The 21,524-nt window shown below is 59.1% G+C and carries 22 protein-coding genes; 7 read left to right on the top strand and 15 right to left on the bottom strand.

From position 1 onward, the window contains the following. Positions 1-4 precede the first annotated feature (4 nt). The 8 genes from ASD58_RS04740 to ASD58_RS04705 form a co-directional block, all read right to left on the bottom strand. On the bottom strand, positions 5-229 hold the full coding sequence (locus ASD58_RS04740) for a hypothetical protein (protein WP_057259966.1): 225 nt from the start codon (positions 227-229) through the stop codon (positions 5-7). Next, entirely contained in the window at positions 226-828 is a 603-nt protein-coding gene (gene fdh3B / locus ASD58_RS04735; protein ID WP_057259965.1) for a formate dehydrogenase FDH3 subunit beta, read from the bottom strand. The genes ASD58_RS04740 and fdh3B overlap by 4 nt, the downstream gene beginning before the upstream one ends. Positions 829-838: 10 nt before the next feature. Beyond that, positions 839-3,802, bottom strand: a complete 2,964-nt coding sequence (locus ASD58_RS04730) for a formate dehydrogenase subunit alpha (protein ID WP_057260142.1) — start codon at positions 3,800-3,802, stop codon at positions 839-841. A gap of 15 nt (positions 3,803-3,817) precedes the next feature. Further along, positions 3,818-4,021, bottom strand: a complete 204-nt coding sequence (locus tag ASD58_RS04725; protein WP_229209896.1) for a hypothetical protein — start codon at positions 4,019-4,021, stop codon at positions 3,818-3,820. Positions 4,022-4,089: 68 nt separating this feature from the next. Then, positions 4,090-4,650 carry a molecular chaperone gene (locus tag ASD58_RS04720; RefSeq protein WP_057259963.1) on the bottom strand — a complete coding sequence of 187 codons (561 nt, stop codon included), beginning with the start codon at positions 4,648-4,650 and terminating at the stop codon, positions 4,090-4,092. After that, positions 4,647-6,749, bottom strand: a complete 2,103-nt coding sequence (locus ASD58_RS04715; RefSeq protein ID WP_082565228.1) for a 4Fe-4S binding protein — start codon at positions 6,747-6,749, stop codon at positions 4,647-4,649. Before ASD58_RS04715 ends, ASD58_RS04720 begins: the two co-directional genes overlap by 4 nt. Next, positions 6,724-7,119, bottom strand: coding sequence for a DUF3306 domain-containing protein (locus ASD58_RS04710; protein ID WP_057259961.1), 396 nt, complete (start codon positions 7,117-7,119; stop codon positions 6,724-6,726). Before ASD58_RS04710 ends, ASD58_RS04715 begins: the two co-directional genes overlap by 26 nt. Then, positions 7,109-7,621: a DUF3305 domain-containing protein gene (locus tag ASD58_RS04705; RefSeq protein ID WP_082565227.1), complete on the bottom strand. Its 513-nt coding sequence runs from the start codon at positions 7,619-7,621 to the stop codon at positions 7,109-7,111. The genes ASD58_RS04710 and ASD58_RS04705 overlap by 11 nt, the downstream gene beginning before the upstream one ends. Positions 7,622-7,703: 82 nt before the next feature. Between ASD58_RS04705 and ASD58_RS04700 the strand changes: the two genes are divergently transcribed. After that, positions 7,704-8,771, top strand: coding sequence for a type II asparaginase (locus tag ASD58_RS04700; RefSeq protein WP_057259960.1), 1,068 nt, complete (start codon positions 7,704-7,706; stop codon positions 8,769-8,771). Positions 8,772-8,824: 53 nt separating this feature from the next. On the opposite strand, the gene ASD58_RS04695 is transcribed toward ASD58_RS04700, so the two are convergent. Continuing rightward, entirely contained in the window at positions 8,825-9,715 is an 891-nt protein-coding gene (locus ASD58_RS04695) for a LysR family transcriptional regulator ArgP (RefSeq protein WP_057259959.1), read from the bottom strand. A 104-nt stretch (positions 9,716-9,819) separates the two neighbouring features. Here ASD58_RS04695 and ASD58_RS04690 point away from each other — a divergent pair, with 104 nt between their 5' ends. The 3 genes from ASD58_RS04690 to ASD58_RS04680 are packed head-to-tail and all read left to right on the top strand — an operon-like array spanning position 9,820 to position 12,961. Further along, positions 9,820-10,422 (top strand): LysE/ArgO family amino acid transporter, encoded by a 603-nt coding sequence (locus tag ASD58_RS04690; RefSeq protein ID WP_057259958.1) that lies wholly within the window; start codon positions 9,820-9,822, stop codon positions 10,420-10,422. An 8-nt stretch (positions 10,423-10,430) separates the two neighbouring features. After that, positions 10,431-12,446 carry a fused MFS/spermidine synthase gene (locus ASD58_RS04685; protein WP_057259957.1) on the top strand — a complete coding sequence of 672 codons (2,016 nt, stop codon included), beginning with the start codon at positions 10,431-10,433 and terminating at the stop codon, positions 12,444-12,446. Positions 12,447-12,481: 35 nt separating this feature from the next. Next, entirely contained in the window at positions 12,482-12,961 is a 480-nt protein-coding gene (locus tag ASD58_RS04680) for a Dps family protein (protein WP_057259956.1), read from the top strand. Between the two features lie 3 nt (positions 12,962-12,964). Here ASD58_RS04680 and ASD58_RS04675 read toward each other — a convergent pair whose 3' ends face one another. The 3 genes from ASD58_RS04675 to ASD58_RS31610 are packed head-to-tail and all read right to left on the bottom strand — an operon-like array spanning position 12,965 to position 16,619. Further along, the gene (locus ASD58_RS04675) at positions 12,965-13,597 is read right to left on the bottom strand and encodes an NAD-dependent dehydratase (RefSeq protein ID WP_057259955.1); all 633 of its coding nucleotides are present in this window, start codon (positions 13,595-13,597) and stop codon (positions 12,965-12,967) included. A gap of 12 nt (positions 13,598-13,609) precedes the next feature. Continuing rightward, positions 13,610-16,453: a hypothetical protein gene (locus ASD58_RS04670; RefSeq protein ID WP_162252983.1), complete on the bottom strand. Its 2,844-nt coding sequence runs from the start codon at positions 16,451-16,453 to the stop codon at positions 13,610-13,612. Then, positions 16,443-16,619, bottom strand: a complete 177-nt coding sequence (locus tag ASD58_RS31610; protein WP_162252982.1) for a hypothetical protein — start codon at positions 16,617-16,619, stop codon at positions 16,443-16,445. Before ASD58_RS31610 ends, ASD58_RS04670 begins: the two co-directional genes overlap by 11 nt. 117 nt (positions 16,620-16,736) lie before the next feature. Between ASD58_RS31610 and ASD58_RS04660 the strand changes: the two genes are divergently transcribed. Further along, positions 16,737-17,435, top strand: coding sequence for an SOS response-associated peptidase (locus tag ASD58_RS04660; protein WP_057259952.1), 699 nt, complete (start codon positions 16,737-16,739; stop codon positions 17,433-17,435). Positions 17,436-17,500: 65 nt separating this feature from the next. On the opposite strand, the gene ASD58_RS31785 is transcribed toward ASD58_RS04660, so the two are convergent. Then, a complete protein-coding gene (locus ASD58_RS31785; protein ID WP_057259951.1) occupies positions 17,501-17,941 on the bottom strand; it encodes a PEP-CTERM sorting domain-containing protein in 441 nt (146 codons plus the stop codon). Further along, positions 17,942-18,073: a hypothetical protein gene (locus ASD58_RS32495; protein ID WP_255357316.1), complete on the bottom strand. Its 132-nt coding sequence runs from the start codon at positions 18,071-18,073 to the stop codon at positions 17,942-17,944. Between the two features lie 334 nt (positions 18,074-18,407). Here ASD58_RS32495 and ASD58_RS04650 point away from each other — a divergent pair, with 334 nt between their 5' ends. After that, a complete protein-coding gene (locus tag ASD58_RS04650; RefSeq protein WP_162252981.1) occupies positions 18,408-19,286 on the top strand; it encodes a PEP-CTERM sorting domain-containing protein in 879 nt (292 codons plus the stop codon). Between the two features lie 22 nt (positions 19,287-19,308). Here the strand turns inward: ASD58_RS04650 and ASD58_RS04645 are convergent, their stop codons facing one another. Beyond that, entirely contained in the window at positions 19,309-21,207 is a 1,899-nt protein-coding gene (locus tag ASD58_RS04645; RefSeq protein ID WP_057259949.1) for a hypothetical protein, read from the bottom strand. Between ASD58_RS04645 and ASD58_RS31070 the strand changes: the two genes are divergently transcribed. After that, positions 21,206-21,478, top strand: a complete 273-nt coding sequence (locus ASD58_RS31070; RefSeq protein ID WP_162252980.1) for a hypothetical protein — start codon at positions 21,206-21,208, stop codon at positions 21,476-21,478. The two genes, ASD58_RS04645 and ASD58_RS31070, sit on opposite strands and share 2 nt — an antisense overlap. Positions 21,479-21,524: the final 46 nt, after the last annotated feature.

Here is a 21,524-nt window from a genome sequence, read left to right as displayed (position 1 = left end):
CTCCCTAGCGGTTGGTCTTCACGTATTCATTCTGCAGTTGCCCGCGTTCGCGCACCTGCTTGTCCCAGGAAGCCTTGTCGCCCGGCGTCCATCCTTTGGCCACCTGTGCTGTGCTGGCGCCTTTGTATGAAGGCTCGTCGCCACGATTCACCGCACTGCCCTGCTTCGACTGCGACACCTCGCCGCAGCCGGCCAGCGCCAGCAGCGCTAACAGAAGATAGTGCTTCATGTTTTAGCCTCCGGTTTGCCGTAGGCCGTGCCCCAGCCCCAGACCTCGCTACCTTTGCCGCGCGTGACCACGCGGGTGCGGAAGATATCCGCCACCACGTCCCCATCGCCGCCCAGCAGTGCCTTGGTCGAACACATCTCCGCGCAGGCCGGCAGCTTGCCTTCGGCCAGCCGGTTGCGGCCGTATTTTTCGAATTCCGCCTGCGAGCCATTTTCCTCCGGGCCACCGGCGCAGAAGGTGCACTTGTCCATCTTGCCGCGCAGGCCGAAGGTTCCGTTGGAGGGGAACTGCGGCGCCCCGAACGGGCAAGCGTAAGAGCAGTAACCGCAGCCGATGCAGGCATCCTTGTTATGCAGGACCACGCCTTCCTCGGTGCGGTAGAAGCAATCGACCGGGCACACCGCCATGCAAGGCGCATCCGAACAGTGCATGCAGGCCACCGAGACCGACTTTTCCTGCCCGATGATGCCATCGTTGATGGTCACTACACGGCGCCGGTTCACGCCCCAGGGCACCTCGTGCTCGTTCTTGCACGCCGTCGCACAGGCGTTGCACTCGATACAGCGCTCCGTGTCGCAAATGAATTTCATCCGTGCCATGGCAATCCCCTCAGCCCGCGAAGCGTTCGATATTGCAAATGGTCGTCTTGGTCTCCTGCATCATGGTGACCGAGTCATAGCCGTAAGTCGTGGCAGTATTGACCGCCTCGCCGCGCACAATCGGCGCCGCGCCTTCCGGGTAGTATTCCAGCATGTCCTTGCCCTGCCACCAGCCCGAGAAATGGAAGGGAATAAAGGCGGTATCCACGCCCACGCGCTGCGTTACCAGCGCCCGCACCTTGATGCGCGCACCGGTCGGCGTCGATACGATCACGTATTCGCCATTGCGGATACCCCGGTCGGAAGCAGCCTTCGGATTGATTTCGACAAAATTCTCCTGCTGCAGTTCCGCCAGCCAGGGGTTGGAGCGCGTTTCCTCGCCGCCGCCCTCGTATTCCACCAAGCGCCCGGAGGTAAGGATGATCGGGAATTTCTTCGCAAGGCCATCGTCCACAGCCTTCTGCTGCACTGTCTTGTACAAGGTCGGCATGCGCCAGAAGGCTTTTTTGTCGTCGTGGGTCGGGTACTTGGCCACCAGGTCGGGCCGGGTGCCGAACAGCGGCTCACGGTGCAGCGGCACCGGGTCGGGGAAGTTCCACACTACGGCGCGCGCCTTCGCATTGCCAAAGGGGTGCACGCCATGCACCTTCAGGCATACGCGCTGAATGCCGCCGGAAAGGTCGGTCTTCCAGTTCTTGCCTTCCGCCGCCAGCTTTTCGGCATCGGTGAGCTCGTCCCACCAACCCAGCTTTTTCATCAGCACGTGGTCGAATTCCGGATAGCCGGTCGTGATATCGGCGCCCTTGGAGAACGAGCCATCTTCCGCCAGCAGGTTGACGCCGTCACGCTCCACGCCAAAATTGGCCCGGAAGTTGCCGCCGCCATCCATCACGTGCTGGCTGTTGTCATACAGGTTGGCCGAACCGGGGTGCTTGAGCTCCGGGGTGCCGTAGCAAGGCCAAGGCAGGCCGAAATAATCGCCCGTCAGGTCGTAGCCGGTTTCCGCGTCCTTGCCGCCTTTGCAGCGCAAGGTCTTCACGTCGAACATGTGCATATTGCGCATGTGCGCTTTCAGGCGCTCCGGCGACTGGCCGGTGTAGCCGATGGTCCAGCTACCGCGGTTGATTTCGCGCAGCATGTCCTCCGGTTCCGGCTCCATCATGTTGCCCTTGCCTGGGACCAGCTTGATCTTGGCCACCAATTGTTTGCCAAAGCCCAGCTTTTCAGCCAACTGGTACATGATCATATGGTCGGTGCGCGATTCGAACAGCGGTTCGATCACTTTTTCGCGCCACTGCACCGAACGGTTGGAGGCGGTTACCGAGCCGGAAGTCTCGAACTGGGTCGCCGCCGGCAGCAGGTAGACGGCGCGGTTCGGGTTGACGTCCTGCCCTTCCACCTTCATCGCGGCCATGGCGGCCGTGGCGGAAGGATACGGGTCGATCACCACCAGCATCTCCAGCTTGTCCATCGCCTTCTTCATTTCCAGCCCGCGCGTTTGCGAGTTCGGTGCGTGGCCCCAGAAGAAGACGGCCTTGACGTTGCTGTCCTGGTCGATCAGCTCATTTTTCTCGAGCACCGCATCGACCCAGCGCGACACCGTCGTGCCGGATTTTTCCATCATGGCTTGCGAGGCGAACTGGCTCTTGACCCATTCGTAATCCACACCCCACACCGCGCACCAGTGCTTCCAGGCGCCTGCCGCCAGGCCGTAGTAAGCCGGCAGGGAATCGGGATTCGGCCCGACGTCGGTCGCGCCCTGAACATTATCGTGGCCGCGGAAGATATTGGTGCCGCCGCCGCTCTTGCCGACGTTGCCCAGCGCGAGCTGCAGGATGCAGGAAGCGCGCACAATCGCGTTGCCGATCGAGTGCTGGGTCTGGCCCATGCACCAGACCACGGTGGACGGGCGGTTCCTGGCCATCGTTTCCGCCGCCTGCAGCACCTGGGCTTCGGGCACGCCGCAGGCTTCTTCCACCTTGTCAGGCGTCCATTTGGCGACTTCTTCGCGCACCTTGTCCATGCCATAGACGCGGGCGGCGATGTACTCCTTGTCTTCCCAGCCGTTCTTGAAGATATGCCACAGCATCCCGTACAGGAAGGGAATGTCGGAGCCGGAGCGGATGCGGATGTACTGGTCCGACTTGGCCGCCGTGCGCGTATAGCGCGGGTCGACCACGATCATCTTGCAGCCGTTCTCTTTCGAATGCAGCATGTGCAGCATCGATACCGGGTGCGCCTCCGCAGCGTTGGAACCGATATACATGGCCGCCTTGGCGTTCTGCATATCGTTGTAGCTGTTGGTCATGGCGCCGTAGCCCCAGGTATTCGCCACCCCCGCCACCGTAGTCGAGTGGCAGATGCGGGCCTGGTGGTCGCAGTTATTGGTGCCGAAGAAGGACACGAACTTGCGCAGCAACTGCGACTGCTCGTTATTGTGTTTCGATGATCCGACAAAGAACACCGAATCCGGACCATCCTTCTTTTTCAGGTCCAGCAACTTCGCCGAGATCTCTTGCAAGGCCTGGTCCCAACTGATGCGCTGGTATTTGCCGTTCACCAGCTTCATGGGATATTTCAGGCGAAACTCGCCATGGCCATGTTCGCGCAGCGCAGCGCCCTTGGCACAGTGCGAGCCCAGGTTGATCGGCGAATCGAACACCGGCTCCTGGCGGATCCAGATACCGTTTTCCACCACCGCATCGACCGCGCAGCCCACCGAACAGTGGCTGCAGACCGTGCGCCGCACGACCGCTTTGCTACCGCTATCAACGGCGGCAGGATCTTTTGCCTGCGCCTTGCGCATCAGCGACAGCTGCGTCGCCGCCAGCCCGACGCCGACACCGATACCGGAGCGCTTCAGGAATGCGCGCCGGTCCATCGTCGGCAAGGCACGCGCCAGGCTGCCTTCAAGGCTCGATGCGAAACGTCCAGGCGTGCGGGAGCCTGCGGACCCTTTACGTGTAAGGAGCATCATATTGCCCTCCACTTAGATCTTGGTGGTGCGGTAGTACTTCTGAATATGTTCTGTGAGACGGTAGCCGGAGCCGGCAGGAGGTTCCGGTTCTGGTTCCGCTGGCGGCGTCGTGCCGGGCGGGCTGCTGGCCATTTTCGCGGCAATGCCGGCAGCGGCCAAAGCGCCCATGCCGGTGAAAAAGGACCGTCTTCCAGAGTTGGATTGCGTTGACATCATGGTCTCCCATAACCAACAACAGTTAGTCTTTTAACACTAGCACAAATATTTTAACAATGCATTAACGCTCAGCCCATATCGAACGCCTGGGTTTCCACATCAACGAAGCTGCGCGCCAGGCCAGCAACTGCACGATAGTAAGTTGCCCTGGGATGCGCATCGATAGCGTCAAACAGCTGGCGCGCCCACGGTTGGATATGGACAGTAAAAAATTCCTTCTGTGTTGCAATGCTGCCATGCAGCAAGCGCATTGCATCGCACAGGGCGGCGAAGTGGTCTTCGCTTTCGGACAGGTGTTCGGAGCGTTCAAGGCCGAGCCGCGCCAGGTCCTCACGCAGCGCCGCCAGCGGTTTCTCCATCAGGAAGCCGGACAGGTAGTAGGAGCCGTACAGCATGATCTCCGGCTTGCCGACGCCGATGAACAGCGACTCATATTCTTCGCGCGCGCGCTCGGCATCGGTGTTGCTGCTGGCGGATTGCAGGCCGCGCCAGGCATCGGCCAACACGCCGTCGCCCTCAATGGCGGCGCCTTCGATCAGGTCCAGTACTGCTTGCGATGGCGGGCCATAGAACAGCATGGAAAGCACGCCATACAGTTCGGAACGCGCATATTCTTCGTCTTCGGTCATTGGCGTTTTACCTCAAAGATGGAGACTTCTTTTGCGGGCTGCATCATGTCGATTACGCGGCAGTCAGGGCACATGCGCAGGCGGTCGAGATTACCCGAGAATGCGCCGTGGCCCGCGAGTTTGCCGATCATATTTTCCACCATTTGCAGGGTGCCGAACGGTTTTTGGCACTTGATGCAATGGTAGGGCTGGGCTTCGTTGATGACGCGGGCCTGCCTTGCTGTCGCGCCCAAGGCGAGGCGCGGTTGCAGGCTTAAGGCCTGCTCTGGGCAAGTGTTCACGCACAGGCCGCACTGCACGCAGTTCGACTCGGTGAAGCGCAGTTGGGGCGCCTGCGGGTTGTCTGTCAGCGCGGACTCGGGACAGGCGCCAACGCAGGACATGCAGAGCGTGCATTTGCCCGTGACGATTTCAACCGTTCCGAACGGTGCGCCATTGGGAAGGGCTATGCAGTCCTGGGGCGTTGGCGCGTGCCGGGAAAGGTGTGTAATCGCGAAGTCCAGCGTTTCCCGCTTCGCAGCCGCTACGTGAAACGTTGCCGCCGGCAGCGCCGCCGCCCCCGCCATGCCAACATCTTTGGCGGCGAAGCGTTGCAGCTCGCGGTCCAGCTCCGCCGCGTCGCGTGCACGCATTAAATGGAGGCAGATGCCGCTGTAGCCCAGGCCATCGATGATCGCCTGCGCGAACGTCATTTGTTCCGCGAGCGCATCCTGATACTGCAGCGCCTCGCGGCCGGTAACCAGCACGGCCACGTCAACCGCACCATAAGCGACCGCAGCGAGCCACAGATCCATCCCCACCGAAGCAACATGATGAACAGGCAAAGGCAGCACGCGCGCCGGCACTCCCCGCGCAGCGCCCGCAGCCGCAAGCTGGCCAAGTTCGCCCACCAGCACACCGCCCTCCTCCTCGCCATGCACCAGCAGCGCGGGCCGCGAACCGCCGGCGCGTGTATAGGTAGCCAGCATGGTCCGAACCTGCTCGCCGAAATCGGGAGCGCGCGGCCAGGCGTATGTCAGGGCGCCAGAGGGGCACACCGTCGTGCAAGCCCCGCACCCAGCGCACAGTTGCGGCGTCACCTTGATATGATCGCCAGCACTGGCAATTGCCTCCGCAGAGCAGATATCAATACAGGCATTGCACCCCGGCTGCTTGCTGCGGCTATGTGCGCAAATACTTTCCTTATACTGGAGGAAGCGCGGCTTGCCGAACGTGCCCACCATCTCCAGCATCCGCATGGCAGCCAGGGCTGCGGAAGCCTCGTCGGCGCCGGCTGAAAAATAACCTTGCGGCAGCTGGTGCATGCGCAGCAGTGGCGTGTCGCCCAGATCGAATACCAGGTCGAATTCACCGCTGCGGTCTTTTTCGACGCGATCGAAATCGATCGCCGCCACCGCACCGCAGGCCGCGACGCACTCGCGATGCGAACGGCAAGCATCCAGGTCAATTTGATATGCCAGGCTGATCGCGCCCTCCGGGCAAGCCCTCACGCAGGCGTTGCAGCGCGTGCACAGCTCAAGATCGATGGGATTGGATTGCTGCCAGCTCACGTGGAAGGCGCCAAGCCAACCGTGCACGCGAGGCGTGCTTCCGGTGAAGGTTGGCCAGGAATGGCCTGCAATCGCTGCATCGCTGCCGTCCGTCAGCAGCACACTCACCTGCAGTTGCCGCTCCAGCTTGCGCGCCCAGGGCAGCACGCGTCGTGCCGGGCCAAGCAGCAGGACGCGGCCTTCGGACTGGTATTCGACTTCCGGCACCGGTTCCGGCTCCGGCAAGCGGGCGGCGGCCAGCAAGGCCGCCATTTTCGGCGTTGTGTGCCGCGCTTCCTCGCTCCAGCCACCGGTCTCGCGCAGGTTCACGAACCGCAGCGGAGCCACCGTGGACTTCATCTCCGCCAGCTCGCGGAACAGCGGCTCCTCCTGCGTGCAGCCGATCACTATGCGCTCCGCACCTTCCAGTGTTTGCAGGTACTGGTTCACTTCACGCCGGCAAAGCTGGCTGGCAACCGGCAGCGCCTCTTCGCCCAAAGCACGACCGATGGCAGCGCCGTCCACAGGCATGGTGTTATTGCAGTTACAGATCCTCGTCTTTTGGCTCATCGTCTTCTTCCGCCGCGAATTCGCGCGCGATCAGGTCCTTGGCGTGGTTGAGGGCTGCCACCATCAGGGGCGTCAGGGGTTCGAATTTGTTGTAGTCGTCGATGTAAGTATCGAGACCATCCATCACGTTGAAGCGCGGGTCTGCGAACAGCTTTTTCAGCGCAGCGCGGCGCACGGCTTCATCGACGCCTCGCGCGACGAAAGGGGTGAAGTCGGAATCTGTCGTCAGGCTTTCTACCTGCTCAAGCGTTGGAGCCGGTGCAGTCGCCTCGGCAGGAGCCTCGGTAGCGGCAGGTTCCTGCGCGACAGGCTCCTGGCGAGCTTCAACCTTGACGCGCGACCAGCGAGCAAAGAAAGTCTCAGCGGCCATGTCGCCCGTCCCCTTCCGCACGGGCCATTTGCTGGACCGCGGCACCACCTTCGAAGGATGGCCTGCGGCGCTTGCCCTTAGGCTCGGGCCGGTAATACTCTGCCACAAATGCGCCAAGCCTTTCCACCAGTGCAGGTGGCAAGGGCAAGGTATCGACCTGCTCGCCCCCATCCATCAAACGTGCCGCCTCGTTATAGGAAAGCGTGACAAATTTCGGCACGGCCAACTCGCCTTCCAATCGCCACATGATGAACCAGCAGGGCGACCCGGAATCAAGATTCAGGAAGTAGCCCTCAGCCTCGTCGGAATACAAGCGCAGCGACAAGCCAGGATACAGCCACAAAGTCTCGGAAGGATCATCCCGCAAGCAACGCGGTGCGCCCGCAGGTAAAGGCGACAACACGACCTCCGCCGGCAGCCACTGGAATGGCTGCCAAGCGCTCTTCAATGGTTTGCGCTGCATGACTACAGCGAGACTCAGTTCGTCTGTTTCCACTGGCATTGTCCTTGCTAGGAAGTACAACCATACTGCACCAAATCTAGTAACATGCGCAACATTCTTAAAACTAACCACAGGAGAACTTATGCAACGTAACACAGCCAGGAACTTCATTTTCACCCTGTTTGCATTCTTGCTTGCATTCAGCGTTCACGCAGAGAAGCTTCCCAATGTCACGATTCTTGCAACAGGCGGCACCATCGCCGGCTCGGGCGCCACGTCCACCACCACGGTCGGCTACACCGCTGCGACTGTCGGTGTCCAACAATTGATAAACGCCGTGCCGGAACTGTCCAAGATTGCAAGCGTCACCGGCGAGCAAGTGTTCCAGATTGCTTCAGAAAGCATGACCAACGAGCACTGGCTGACCTTGGGCAAGCGCGTCAACACCCTGCTGGCCCAGCCGAACGTTGACGGCATCGTGATCACCCACGGCACCGATACCCTGGAAGAGACCGCCTACTTCCTGAACCTGGTGGTCAAGTCGCGCAAGCCGGTTGTGCTGGTGGGCGCCATGCGCCCTGGCACCGCCCTGTCGGCCGATGGCCCGATCAACCTGTATAACGCGGTATTAATTGCCGGCAGCCAGGATGCAATCGGCAAGGGCGTGCTGGTGGCCCTGGGCGATCAAATCCACGGTGCCCGCGACGTTACCAAGACCAATACTTCGACTCCCGACTCGTTTAAAACCCCTGAATTGGGCATGCTGGGTTATGTGCAGGGTCCAAAAGCCTTCTTCTACCACGCCACCACCCGCAAACATACGGTCGATACCGAATTCGATATTTCGAACCTGAGCGTACTGCCGCAAATTGATATTGTTTATGGTTACGCAAATATGAATCCAGTCGCGTTGAATGCTTTCATCGCCGCTGGCGCGAAAGGCATTATTCACGCCGGCACCGGTGACGGCAGCGTGGCCGCCAAAGTAAAACCTGACCTGGTCGCGGCCCGTAAGAATGGCACTGTTATCGTTCGCGCCAGCCGCGTCGGCAATGGCATTCTGGCCCGTAATGGCGAAGCCAATGACGATGAATTGGATTTCGTTGTTGCCGATACCCTGAGCCCGCAAAAAGCCCGCATTCTCCTGATGTTAGGCATGACCAAAACCTCCAATACCAAGGAACTGCAGCGCATGTTCTACACGTATTAATTGCTTCACGAGCGGGCGCGCCAACTGTTGGCGCGTTCGCACCAATATTCAGTTTAGCGATCCAGCGCCCGCCCGGCAGCGGCAAGCACCTGCTCGGTGAGCAGTTCCAGCTTCGGCGACTGGATCCGCCATGAGTGCCAATACAGGTGAATATCGAGATATTTACCTGGCACTAAATCTACTAACTCGCCCGATCCCAGCAGCGATTTATATTGCTGGTGCGGCAGCATGCCATACCCCATTCCAAGCCGGATCGATTCGACAAACGGGTCGCTGGATGGCACGTAATGGACCGGATACGCACCAAGCGGCAACCCCAATTCACGTTCGATAAATATCGCCTGAAGCGAATCTTTGCGGTCAAAAAACATGACAGGGGCTTTACGCGCGGCTTCGCGGTTAAAGCCATCCGGGAACCAGCGCTTTACAAAATCCGGCTGGGCCAATAAGCGATAACGCATGAAACCCAAATGCTGCGAACGGCAGCCGCGCATCGGTTCCGGCTCGCTGGAAACTCCTGCCAGCACCAATCCCTTTTCAAAGAGGGAATAAGTGTGATCCTGGTCGTCCAGGATTATCTCCAGCAGGATATTTTCCCGGTTCAGAAAAGCACTCAACTCCGGCAAAAACCAGGTACCGAGAGTGTCGTTATTTACCGCAACGGGAATGCGCGGCGGCATGGCCTCGTCGGCCTTTAATTCGGCCAGGAATTCCTGCTCCATCAAGCGGCTGCGGCGCAAGTATTGCACCAGGCGCTGCCCTGCGCTGGTCAGGCGAATTGGCCGGCTACGGATCAGCAATGGCGCGCCAACTGCCGATTCCAACCCGCTGACCCGTTGCGATACGGCCGAAGGCGTCAAATGCAGGACGGCCGCGGCCTGCTCGAAGCTGCCGGCGTCGATCACCGCCACCAAAGCTTCACCCTGTCGCGCGTCTGGAATCATCAGCTAATCCTTTAGCAAAATTAATGAATACTGAAATATCTTAATTCAGCTTCATTTGCAGGGATAGGGGCGGCAGAATTCCGACTCCACAACAGGAGTAGAAAATGCAGAGTTATGTGAACGGTTTGGGGCTCGGTGCGAGCCTGATCATGGCGATTGGCGCCCAGAATGCGCATGTGCTCCGGATGGGCATCAAGCGCCAGCATGTGGCGCTGACGGTGGCAGCTTGCATCGTGATCGACGTCTTCCTGATCGCGCTGGGTGTCGCCGGCGCCGGCGCGATGATCCAGGGTTCGCCCCTCTTGCTGGCCGCCGCGCGCTGGGGTGGCGCTGCCTTCCTGCTGTGGTACGGCCTGCGCAGTTGGCGCTCGATGCTAACACCCAAGTCGCTAGCGGTCGACGCTGCCACTCCGGCACCGGACGCCAGGCAGGCGCTGGCAAGCGTGGTTGCCCTCTCGTTGCTGAATCCCCACGTCTACCTCGATACGGTGGTGCTGCTGGGCTCCGTTGGTGGCAGTTACCCGGACGGCCAGCGCGTGGGTTTTTCAGCCGGCGCCATGACCGCTTCCCTCCTGTGGTTCACCGCGCTCGGCTTCGGTGCCACCCGCCTGGCCGGAGTATTCGGTCGCCCCTTGGCCTGGAAATGTATTGAAGGACTGACTGGCGCAGTCATGCTGACGCTCGCTGCAGGGCTCGTCATGAGTTAATATTTTGCATGCTCATCCTCTACGCCGGAACGATCGTCCTCAGCGCTTTCCTGTTATTCCAGGTGCAGCCCATTATCGGCAAAATGGTCTTGCCATGGTTCGGCGGCTCAGCGGCTGCGTGGACGATTTGCATGCTGTTCTTCCAGGTCACCCTCCTGCTGGGTTACCTGTACTCGCATCTCACCAGCCGCTACCTGGCACCACGCCGCCAGGCCTGGCTGCATGCGGGATTGCTGTTGACCGCGGCGCTGACACTGCCCATCGTCCCAAGCAATAACTGGAAGCCATCTGTCGGCGACGACCCCGCCTTCCTGCTATTGGGCTTGCTTGCCGCAACCATCGGCTTGCCCTACTTCCTGCTGTCGACGACGGGCCCGCTGGTCCAGCACTGGTTCGCGCAGGAACGTCCCGGCAGTGTGCCTTACCGCCTGTTTGCTTTGTCCAATTTCGCCTCGCTGCTTGGCTTGCTGAGCTATCCACTGCTGTTCGAGCCGCGCCTTACTGTCAAGGAGATGTCCACCTTCTGGTCGCTGGGCTTTGGCCTGTTTGCCTTGTTTTGCGGCGCCCTCGCCCTGAGTGGGCGCGGCCGCAGCACAGCGCCCCACACCTTGCGCGAAGATGCAATAGCCGGCAAGCCGACATGGCGCGATAGCCTGTTATGGTGCGCCCTCGCTGCCGTGCCAACGGTCGTACTGATGGCGGCCACCAGCCACCTGACCGCAAACATTGCCCCAGTACCGCTGCTGTGGGTGCTGCCGCTGGTGATCTATCTGCTGACCTTCATCCTCTGCTTCGAAAGCGCGCGCTGGTACAAGCGTTGGCTGTTCCTGCCGCTGATGGCCGTACTGACGCCACTCCTGATCGCCTGCACCACCTTCCCCAGCCTGATGCCGCGCGGGATTGTGTGGCCTACGCTGCTGTTCAGCGTCTGCATCTTCACCTATTGCATGGCCTGCCATGGTGAGCTGGCGCGCCTGAAGCCGCAACCTGCACGGTTGACCGCCTACTACCTGATGATTGCGGCCGGCGGCGCGATTGGCGGCATATTCACCGGCTTGCTGGCACCGCGCATCTTCAACGACGACTATGAACTGACGCTGTCCTGCATTGCCGCCGTTTGCATCGTCGGCATGGCATGCCATCACCGCCCGTCGGAGCCAATGCAGCGTGGCGCGCGCATCAAGGCCGCGGTTTTCTTCACCACGCTGGTCGGCGTATTATGGGGAGCCAACGCGATCTGGCCTACCGTACCATCGATCAAAGCCCGCAATTTTTATGGGACGGTCAAGGTCAAGGATACGGAGCCAGGCACGAGCCAGGTACGCCAGCTCACCCACGGCACCATTGTGCACGGCCGCCAATTCCTGGAGCCGCAAAAGCGGCGCTGGCCAACGACCTACTACGGCAGCAATAGCGGCGCCGGCATTGCCATCGCGGCCAGCCGTAACGGCTCGGCGCAGCACGTTGGCGTGATCGGCCTGGGCGCCGGCACCATGGCAGCCTATTGCCGGCCCGGCGACGTGTACCGCTTCTACGAGATCAATCCGCTGGTGCTGGATTTCGCGGGCCAATATTTCAGCTTCCTGCGCGATTGCCCCGCCACGAAAGAGATTGCGCTTGGCGATGCGCGCCTGGTACTGGATGCCGAAGTGCCGCAGCAGTTCGACGTGCTGGCAGTAGATGCCTTCTCTGGCGACTCGGTGCCGGTACACCTGCTGACCACCGAGGCCTTCAATATCTACTTCCGCCACCTGAAGCCCGATGGAGTGCTGGCCATCCACATCTCCAACCGCTACCTGGACATGTCACCGGTCGTCAGGCGTGCTGCCGACAGTTTCCACCGCACCGCCTTCCTGTCGCAGAACATGTCAGATCCGCAGCACGGCACAACCGCTGCGACCTGGGTGCTGATCGGCCAGCGCGACCGGCTGGTGCCGTATGCGGGCCTGCACGAACTGCCGCCAGCACCGGATGTGCGGCCGTGGACGGACGATTACAGCAGCCTCCTCGGAATCATGAAATAATCAACGAGCAAAAAGCTGACCGAAAGGAATTGACGATGGACGTTGTGAAGATTGATATCGGCCTGTCCGACGACAGCCGCGCGCGCATTGCCGATGGCTTGTCCCGCCTGCTGGCTGACAGCTATTCGCTTTACCTGATGACCCACAATTTCCACTGGAACGTAAAGGGTCCGATGTTCAATTCCCTGCACCAGATGTTCATGACGCAGTACACCGAACAGTGGACCGCGCTGGACCTGATCGCAGAACGCATCCGCGCATTGGGCTATCCCGCGCCCGGCACCTATGCCGAATTCGGCAAACTAAGCACGGTCAAGGAAGTGCCTGGCGTGCCGAAGGCCATGGACATGGTGCGCCACCTGGTCTCCGCGCAGGAAGCGACCGCGCGCACGGCCCGCTCGTTGCTGCCTGTGGTGGACGAGGCCAACGACCAGCCGACCGCGGACCTGCTGACCCAGCGCCTGGACGTGCACGAAAAGACCGCGTGGATGCTGCGCAGCCTGATGGAAGAATAAGCCTCAGGCCATCCTGTCCGAAGTAATGATGTGCTCACCCGGTTGCGGGTGCATTGCCGCGTCAAACATGGCGCGCGCAATGTTCTCGGCCGGATTGATGCGCCACGCGCGCGGCAGCATCGAACCGAGCAGCGTCAGGACCGGCACCAGGATTTTTTCGCCAAGCCGGAATTCTTCGCGCGCTCCGCCAATCAAGCCGGGGCGCGCAATCACCAGCGTTTCAAAGCCAAGCGAGCGCACGCCGTGCTCCACCTCGCCCTTCACCCGGTTATAGAAGACGCTCGAGCCGGCATCCGCACCCAGCGCGGAATTCAGCACAAACGTTGGCGTTCCATGCTGGCGCGCCAGCCGTGCTACGGCCATCGGGTAGCTATAGTCCACTAAGCGGAACGCTTCCTGCGAGCCGGCAACCTTGATGGTCGTGCCCAGGGTGCAGATCACGGCATCGGCCTGCCACCAGGGCTCCAGCTCAGGCAAACGGTCGAAATCCACAACCGGCGCCACCAGTTTCGCATGCGGCTCCAGGCACCGCCGCGTAGGTGCAACAACTTGCGCAACCTCGGGCGAGGCCAGCGCCAGCTTCAACACTTCACCGCCAACAAGGCCGGTTGATCCCACCAGGAGCAGATTTTTCATGCACTGATAGTATCAGTCCAAATCCCGAATTGCATGATTCCACGATTCCAGGCCGGTCCACGCGATCTCGATTTCGGAAGAGATTCCCGACTGGTCCGGCATTCGATAACCGGTTACGCGCATGCACAAGCTGCGATGGGTCGACGATAAGGAATGTACGCGGGAGCGGATCGTCCAGGCGGCCTGGTCGACGATCAGTACATCGCCTTTATCGAGCGCCAAAAGGCATTGCCCGGCCGTCCAGGTCAGTGCGCGGACCCGGTCGCCGGTGTCGATCTGCGCGATCATTTGCCCATACTGCGCGTTCCAGACATAGGCATGCCCAGCCGAGCCAGCACCCACAATGAACTTGCCATCGGGAGACCAAGAAAGAATGGCCAGGCTCTCTGGTGTCCGGCACAACTCTCGTGGCGTGGTCCCCCGCCACAACACAATAGTGAGATCTTCTGCCGTCGTGGCGAAGGCGTCGCCGGACGGTGCGCATGCCAGGCTCAAAATATGCCCCCGGTGGGCACGTGTTGTGTGGACCGTCCCCGACGATCGGTCCCAAAGGGCAACGACGCTGCCGGAACACGATATGATGACCCGATCGCCTTCGGACCAGGCCAGGCAATGAATGCGTTCATCGTGACAGTTCGATAGCACGGGAACAGTGCAGCGCCCGCTGTCCGCCTCCAGGACTCGAACAGTACGATCATCGCTTCCAACGGCAATGTATTGCCCATCGCGTGAAAATGCCAGGCACCGCGCATATTCATCAAGGCCTTCACGCCGTTTTTCGACGATGCGAACGTCCTTCCCTCCCCAATCGTCGGAAGCGCCCTCCACTACAGTCGTCCCTTCGAAAGTCCATTGATAGCGCCCTTGCTTCAAGTTATACAAAACGACTGTGCGAGCAATGCTGCCTACCGCCAGTTTTTCCCCGTCCTGCGACACTGCCGCACATTGCACGCGCCACTGATGCGCTCTCAGAAGCGATTTAGCTCTCGCAGCCAATTCGCCTTCGGCATGGATTTCAATGGATTGGTCGGTTGAGCCCGTCGCTATTGATTGACCGTCCGGTGACCAGGCCACGGCCCGGACAGATCCCGATCGCTCTGAAATCCTGGTACCGGCAGCTGCCGTAAGGCCGCTTGTAAAAGGCGTGGGGACTATGCTGATGGTCTCAGCTTTCGGCATCGCCGAAATCCGTACTCGAACTGCTGTCCGGTCTGACGACCCGACGACAATCTCATCGGAGGCCGGCGACCAACTGCAGCCAAGAAGGGAATCGCGCGCCACTTTTGCGGCACGGACAATTCGCCATGTGAGTGTATCAATGATGGCGAGGTGGCCGGATATGGTGCCCGCCGCGATCCATTCGCCAGACGGTGCCCACGCCAGGCAAATCACCTGCGCCCGGTCTCGTTCTAGTTGAGGGAACAAACCGGCAATGTTGACGCTTGCATGTCTTGCCCCGTCGCCTGCATGCCAGACCTGGACAAAACCGTCAGAGCCTCCGCTGGCCACGTATTGGGAGCTGGGTGAGGCAGCAATTCCGCGCACACGTGCCTCGTGCGCCGAGAAACGAAGCAGCTCCTGTGGTTGGTCAGGATGAAATATCCGGACCGTTCCATTTGCATAACCACATGCCAACCATTGCCCGTCGCCCGACCAAGCAATGGCACGCGCCCAATCGTCGCCGCCATTCCACTGCCGCCTTAGCGAACCATTGGGAAAATCCCAGATCTTTACGCTTCCATCCGCAGAACATGAAGCGATGTATTTGCCATTGGGCGACCAGCAGACGGATTTCACCGAGTCCTGGTGCGCCACCACTGTCAGCAGGAGGTCTTCTCCTGCATGGCGCCATACTCGTACCGTGTTATCGTCGGAGGCGACAGCAAGATAGCGGGAGCACGGGCTGAAGGCAACCGCATTGATTTCGTTGGGACGCCAGGTCGCAATATTGAGCAGGTATTGCTGACGAGGCTCCGCTTGACCCGGATAAGACCTTGCAGCGCTAACGATTTGTACTGGCTCTGCACGTGGCACAAGTTCGTCAATAAACTTCTTCACCTTCAGGTACTGCAAGGCACTGCTGGAAGCCGGCTTACAGATGCTGATGTGATTCTCATCCAGCGGGACCGGAATGACACCCTCAATTCCTGGATCGGATGAAGCCTCATCGACCACGATCACCGGACCCCAGGGCAATTTTTCTGAAAAGACCAGCAACTGGCAACCGATGCGTTTTACATTATTCCGAAACCATAGATTAAGTTGTCGAAGGCCAGCGCTGTTCAGCTCCAGGTCCCGCATTGCAGCCGAGGGACGAAGCACCGGCAGGAAAGAGCCCAGATTGGCAAGACGGGAACCGGTATTGGGCGTAGCGAGAAAGACAATGCCCCTGGTCGATTTGCTGATGGCGAGCCACGGTGTCTGGGAGAGGTCTTCTGCGAGCCGCAACATTTGCTTCACCAACAGCCCGCCAAGGCTATGTGCGACAAAAATAATTGGCAGCTTACCGATACTGTGTGCTTCAAGCAGTGAGAGCACATTTTGCGCGCGGTCGCCAAGAGGCATTGCGGAACCGGTCCAATCGCTCTTCGCTGCAGGATAGCCCAACGACCAGATCCCCACATGCTCCATTTCACTGCCCAGCACATCGGGCCATGAAAAGTCCGGCCGGCGCCAGGTTTCAATTGGATCGCCGCCCAATCCATGCACAAAGATCACGTCAGCTGTGCGGCCGCTTGTACATCCCTTGAGTGGGTGAAGCTGCGAAGTCATAGCCATGATTCTCGCCCATTGTGTTTTAAACACTATGGCACAAGGGTTGACGACAATGCAACGGATTAATGAATCAATCAGCATTCCTGATCGCATTGGCCCGCCGACGCAATTCCCTTTCCGTGGCAAACGGGCGCTCCTCTTCCAGGCATGGTTCCCCTTTGAGCTCATCACGAAACGTCCAGTGCAGATGGCTTGCACGCACCACCAGCCCGCGCAAGCGCTTGACTTCCCAAAGCACGGCCAGCATGTCGGCATTCTGGTTTCGAAGCCAGATTTCGCGTAGCTGCGCTGCTGTCAGCGGCTTTCGTGTAACTGTATGCATATACAGTAGTTTAGCAAGCTCAATCGGGTTAGCATAGCCCCCATGTGTACCAATTACCGCCCCACTTCGCGCGACCTTTTGCAGGAAATGATGGACATCGACCTGTCCAACCTCGACGGCATGGAATGGCCGGATGAGACCTGGAAGGATTACGACGCTCCCATCATCCGCCTTGGCCTGGACGGACAGCCGGAATGCGTGGTGGCTTCCTTCGGCTTCGTGCCGCGCCGTCATGTGCCCGCTGCGATGCCGTCCCTGACCACCATGAATGCCCGCAGCGAAACCGTCGGCCAACTGCGCTCCTACAGTCACTACTGGCGCGCCAGCCAGCTTTGCCTGGTTCCAATGACCGGTTTTTATGAGCCGAATTACGAGTCGGGCAAAGCCGTGCGCTGGCAAATCAGCATGGCAGACAAGAGTCCCTTTGCCGTGGCAGGCATGTGGCGCAGTTGGGAGGAAGCCGATGGCAGCGTCAGCCATTCCTTCACCCAACTGACCATCAACGCCGATGAACATCCCTTGTTGAGGCGCTTTCACAAGCCGGACGACGAAAAGCGCACCCTGGTCGTGGTGCCGCCGGAAGCTTATGGCGACTGGCTGTCCTGCCGCGATCCCGAGTTTGCCCGCGCTTTCCTCAATCCCTACCCGCACGAGCTGATGCAGGCATGGGAAGATCCTCGCCCGCCTGCCAGGAAGAAAGCTGTCACCGCGCCGCAGCAGCAATCACTCCTGGATCTTTAGTTCCATACAAAAAGGGCTGGGCCCTGCGCAACGCAGAACCCAGCCTTTGGCAGAAATACCAACAATCAGGCTTTGCGGCGGCGGGCTACTGCCAGGCCAGCAAGACCCAGTGCAAGCAAGGCCAACGAAGCAGGCTCAGGAACCTTGGCCGACTCGACCGTGAAGGTCGCATTCGTTGCATGCAGCTGCCAGCCCGGATAACCGATTGGTGCCGCGAACATTTGCAGCTTGACGATAGGGTTCAATCCCCAGTCAACCGTGTCCAGTTTGAGGTTGAGGTTTTTCAGTGCAGCGGCATCGCTCGCGATGTTAAAAGTCTGGGTCGTCCAGCTATGCAAACCGCCGGCAACGTGCACATTGAACAAATTGGCGCCATTAGCGAACAGGCCGATCAAGACTTGATTGCCGGCAGGATCTTGGCCACCCCAGCCCTGATCGTGAATGTTCATCGAGCTGGTCAGGCCGATAATTTCGTTGGTGCCGTGCGCCAGGGTAACGCTGGACATCTATTGCCAAGCCCAGCCACCGTAGGAGTCCATCGACACAGGTGCCGTGGTTTGGATCACATTCGCAGAGGCGCCGGTCATCAGTGAGATCGACAGGGCGGTAGACAGGGACAATTTTTTCAGCAGGTTCATTTTCTCTCTATCAATTAAGTTTGCGTGATGACATCACAAATTATCATTAAGCAATTCGTATGCCATCAGAGAAATTTTGTTTAAAAACAATGAACTACAGAAAACATTGTTAAAATCCTGAAGCAGAATGTAAAAAATTCCGACACCATTTGACAATATCATTGCTATTATTGAAATTATTCATCTTCTTAATGTCGAGAAACTTTACACCTGCTGCTCATCAGGAATACTTGGCGCAAGCATATTCTTTACAAATCAATGATTTATAAATGCATGGCCTAAAAATTGCTTATGATTATCATTGATTACCAATAGCAAATTTTTGATGCCAACCATGAAATTGAAAGCCCTCGCTGCTGCGGCTATTCTTGCCGCCCCAATTTTCGCTCATGCCACCCCTTTCACCCTCCTGGCAGGCGGCAACATCAATCTTGAGCAAGGAACAAAGGTGACTGGCGATGTGGGCGCCAAGGGCAACATCCACTCCAAATACGAGTCCCGGGTGACAGGCAATGTTTCGGCCGGCGGCAACGTCACACTTGAACAAAAATCCCAAATCAAAGGCAATGCGACTGCCGGCATGCAGGTGGAAGTGAAGTACCAAGCCGATGTTACCGGCACTGTGGCCGGCAAGACGAATTCGCCATCGCTGAATACCTTGCCAGCCGGCACCGATTTCAAGGCAGGCGGAAAAGCTTACGGCCTCAAATCCGGCGCAACTGCCGAATTGGCAACCGGCTCATACGGCAAGGTCAACCTTGAATACGATTCCACCCTGAAGCTAAGCGCAGGCACGTACTATTTCGACTCGCTGACCGTGGGTGCAGAGAGCGCGTTCATCTTTGACCTGTCCGGCGGCGCAATCAACCTGTTCATCAATGGCAATGTGAATATCGGCTCCGGGTTCGATTTCGAAATGCTGAACGGTAGAGCCAACGACATCTACACGGAAACCAGGGGAAACTGGACGCAAGGCATGGCCGGTGAATGGTTCGGCACCTTGTTTGCTTCCGGAACCGACAGCAACCTGCACTTCAATCAGGATTCCAGATTGGGCGGCACCTTCATCGCACGCAAGAACATTCAACTTGATCTCGGCAGCACTGTGACTGCAATGCCTGAGGACACCGCAAAAGTTCCAGCTCCAGGAACACTGCCGCTGTTGGCAATTGGCCTGCTGTCGCTGGCATTCTTCCGCCGCCGCAAAGCCTGATTCGCCAGCTTGCAGGGAAAGGCTATATCCCAACGCCAGCAAGACCGAATCTGCATTGCTTGCGCTTGTCTTTGCCTTGCGCCGTTTCGACCAGGGGCCTGGCCAGTGGCCCCATTTGATTCAGGCTGGCCCCCATCGCTTCGATGGCCGCCGGTTCGCCTGAGCCGCTCGTATAGAAATCGATGTAGGCGCGGTGGATCTGCTGCAGGCCAGGCGCAGCACACAGCCAAGCCACCATGCGCTGGGCCGCCAGCGCGCTCGAACTATGTCCCGCCACAATGGAAACGGCCCGTTGCGGCGGCATTGCCCACGACGAATTCCAGGCATATTTGAGCGCCCGATCCGTCTGCCGCCGGATATCCGCGGGAACATCCGCTGCTTTGGTTATTTCTTTCTGCGTCACCCACAAATACCTGCCGACCAAGCGATCTACCAAGGCGTTGTCGTACTGCTGCGCACCGCTCACCGGCAGTCGAGCAAGCAGGCTAAGCGCGAACAAACGGCTAAGTTCATCTTCTCCAACCAGCGCTGGCGTCAGCGCCTCTGCAACCTGTGCCGCTTGCGCCTTACCCAATTGTTCCCAGCCGACGTTGACCAGGACCTCATACAGATGTTGCTGAGCGAATTCGTCATTTGCCCGGTCAGCACGTGACAAAACCGGCAATGCAGCTTGCAAACCAAACTTGCTCAAGGCACGCACGGCGGTGACGGCACGTTTTTCTTCAAACTCGGAGCCTGTGGAAGATTTGAGCAAGATGTCGAGAAGCGCCTGCATCACCTCAAACTCTCGCACCTGCGACAAAGCAGCGATGGCAGCAAGCGATGCTTCGTTGCCCTTTCGTGCCATGCGCAACAGTCGCGGCACCGCGTCGCCAGGTACTGTCGTTTGCCGCGCAAGGGCAAAAGCGGCATATTCGCGCACCAACTCCTCGTCGTCGAGGGCTGCAACCAGCTCGTTCGGTGAACCCAGGATTCCCAGCATTCCCACTGAATTGGCGCGCACCTTGGCATCGCTATCGCCCACGCCGGCCCGGGCGACAATGGTCAACCGGTCGAGCGCGCCCTTGCTCAAGTAGGGGTGGAAGTCCTGCCATACTGGATCACGCAGGGCTGCCAAGCGCGTCAGCAGTTTCTGCACGAGGCCACTGGCGGCAGCGCGGAGTTCAGGATCCGGCGCGCCCAGGGTATCGAGCAGATCCAGTAACCAGGCTGCCTCTTGTTCAGGACCGACCGCTGGCGTGCCTGAGCCGAATGCCTGTTCCAGCGCCTTCAACAAATGTGCATGGCCTTGGCGGCGATGAATTATCAGGCTCGTTTCTCCGACCACCTGTTGCCAATCGGATGCTCCGACTTTGCGTCCTTCTGGCGGCCAGGTAGTCAAATAATCCAATTGACGTACCTGTTGCTCCAGCACATCGGCTATTGCAGCGTTGATCAGCGCTCTATCCTGCTCGCTACGTGCATCGTTGTAACTAATATCGTCGATATTGCCAAGTATCTCGCTCAGTCGTATCTCACTGTTCCAGCGCGGATCGGAGAATGAAGGCAGCAACATACCAACACCACGTATGCGCGCGTTCACGACTTCAGCGTCAGCCTCCTCCGATATGCCGGTGCTGAGCTCCTCCAGCGGGGAACGCTGGTCAACATTCAACCATCCTATTGTTTCCGCAGCCTGGCGCCTGATCGCGGGAGATTCCCCCTTGCGCATCAACCTGACTAAAATGGGAACGTCCTCCACAGCATGTTCGGCACTCGACGCATGTTGGCCTGCGCATCTTGCTGATTCTTTATCGAGATATTGCCGGATATGGGACTCACGATCGGGCGGCCGCTGCCCTGGCAGGCTTATCGTGATGGGCATCTCGATGCAAGGCGGCGGCGCGAGAACCGAGGTGGCGTGCGCAGTGGCAAGCTGCATGGCGGACCATAAGCCAACGATGGCAAGTTTCATTTTCTGGAAAATAATGCAATCAGAAAATTCTAACGGTGCTGGGAATGGATTGCAATTAGGCAATTTGGCCTGCCCTGCAGGAATCGAACCTGCGACCCTCGGCTTAGAAGTCCGCTCCGGCACACTTTTCAATGCTTTCCGTTTTCTTGGCAAGCCTTTGATTATCAACGAAAAAAGCAAGGAAACATGGGCTTGCAGCCTGAGTAATACTTTCCGATTTTTGGCGTTATTTTGCTAGAATTTGCCTACGCAGTGCCTACGCAAACTGCGCACTCCAGACCATC

The sequence above is a fragment of the Duganella sp. Root1480D1 genome, assembly GCF_001427305.1.
Classification (GTDB): Bacteria; Pseudomonadota; Gammaproteobacteria; order Burkholderiales; family Burkholderiaceae_D; genus Rugamonas.
This window is presented reverse-complemented; position numbering and strand designations above follow the sequence as displayed.

Bases quoted from the DNA above. Each gene is read 5' to 3' on its own strand.
- ASD58_RS04740 (WP_057259966.1), bottom strand. From the start codon at position 229: ATGAAGCACTATCTTCTGTTAGCGCTGCTGGCGCTGGCCGGCTGCGGC.
- fdh3B (WP_057259965.1), bottom strand. From the start codon at position 828: ATGGCACGGATGAAATTCATTTGCGACACGGAGCGCTGTATCGAGTGC.
- ASD58_RS04730 (WP_057260142.1), bottom strand. From the start codon at position 3,802: ATGCTCCTTACACGTAAAGGGTCCGCAGGCTCCCGCACGCCTGGACGT.
- ASD58_RS04725 (WP_229209896.1), bottom strand. From the start codon at position 4,021: ATGATGTCAACGCAATCCAACTCTGGAAGACGGTCCTTTTTCACCGGC.
- ASD58_RS04720 (WP_057259963.1), bottom strand. From the start codon at position 4,650: ATGACCGAAGACGAAGAATATGCGCGTTCCGAACTGTATGGCGTGCTT.
- ASD58_RS04715 (WP_082565228.1), bottom strand. From the start codon at position 6,749: ATGAGCCAAAAGACGAGGATCTGTAACTGCAATAACACCATGCCTGTG.
- ASD58_RS04710 (WP_057259961.1), bottom strand. From the start codon at position 7,119: ATGGCCGCTGAGACTTTCTTTGCTCGCTGGTCGCGCGTCAAGGTTGAA.
- ASD58_RS04705 (WP_082565227.1), bottom strand. From the start codon at position 7,621: ATGCCAGTGGAAACAGACGAACTGAGTCTCGCTGTAGTCATGCAGCGC.
- ASD58_RS04700 (WP_057259960.1), top strand. From the start codon at position 7,704: ATGCAACGTAACACAGCCAGGAACTTCATTTTCACCCTGTTTGCATTC.
- ASD58_RS04695 (WP_057259959.1), bottom strand. From the start codon at position 9,715: ATGATTCCAGACGCGCGACAGGGTGAAGCTTTGGTGGCGGTGATCGAC.
- ASD58_RS04690 (WP_057259958.1), top strand. From the start codon at position 9,820: ATGCAGAGTTATGTGAACGGTTTGGGGCTCGGTGCGAGCCTGATCATG.
- ASD58_RS04685 (WP_057259957.1), top strand. From the start codon at position 10,431: ATGCTCATCCTCTACGCCGGAACGATCGTCCTCAGCGCTTTCCTGTTA.
- ASD58_RS04680 (WP_057259956.1), top strand. From the start codon at position 12,482: ATGGACGTTGTGAAGATTGATATCGGCCTGTCCGACGACAGCCGCGCG.
- ASD58_RS04675 (WP_057259955.1), bottom strand. From the start codon at position 13,597: ATGAAAAATCTGCTCCTGGTGGGATCAACCGGCCTTGTTGGCGGTGAA.
- ASD58_RS04670 (WP_162252983.1), bottom strand. From the start codon at position 16,453: ATGCTGATTGATTCATTAATCCGTTGCATTGTCGTCAACCCTTGTGCC.
- ASD58_RS31610 (WP_162252982.1), bottom strand. From the start codon at position 16,619: ATGCTGGCCGTGCTTTGGGAAGTCAAGCGCTTGCGCGGGCTGGTGGTG.
- ASD58_RS04660 (WP_057259952.1), top strand. From the start codon at position 16,737: ATGTGTACCAATTACCGCCCCACTTCGCGCGACCTTTTGCAGGAAATG.
- ASD58_RS31785 (WP_057259951.1), bottom strand. From the start codon at position 17,941: ATGTCCAGCGTTACCCTGGCGCACGGCACCAACGAAATTATCGGCCTG.
- ASD58_RS32495 (WP_255357316.1), bottom strand. From the start codon at position 18,073: ATGAACCTGCTGAAAAAATTGTCCCTGTCTACCGCCCTGTCGATCTCA.
- ASD58_RS04650 (WP_162252981.1), top strand. From the start codon at position 18,408: ATGAAATTGAAAGCCCTCGCTGCTGCGGCTATTCTTGCCGCCCCAATT.
- ASD58_RS31070 (WP_162252980.1), top strand. From the start codon at position 21,206: ATGGCGGACCATAAGCCAACGATGGCAAGTTTCATTTTCTGGAAAATA.
- ASD58_RS04645 (WP_057259949.1), bottom strand. From the start codon at position 21,207: ATGCAGCTTGCCACTGCGCACGCCACCTCGGTTCTCGCGCCGCCGCCT.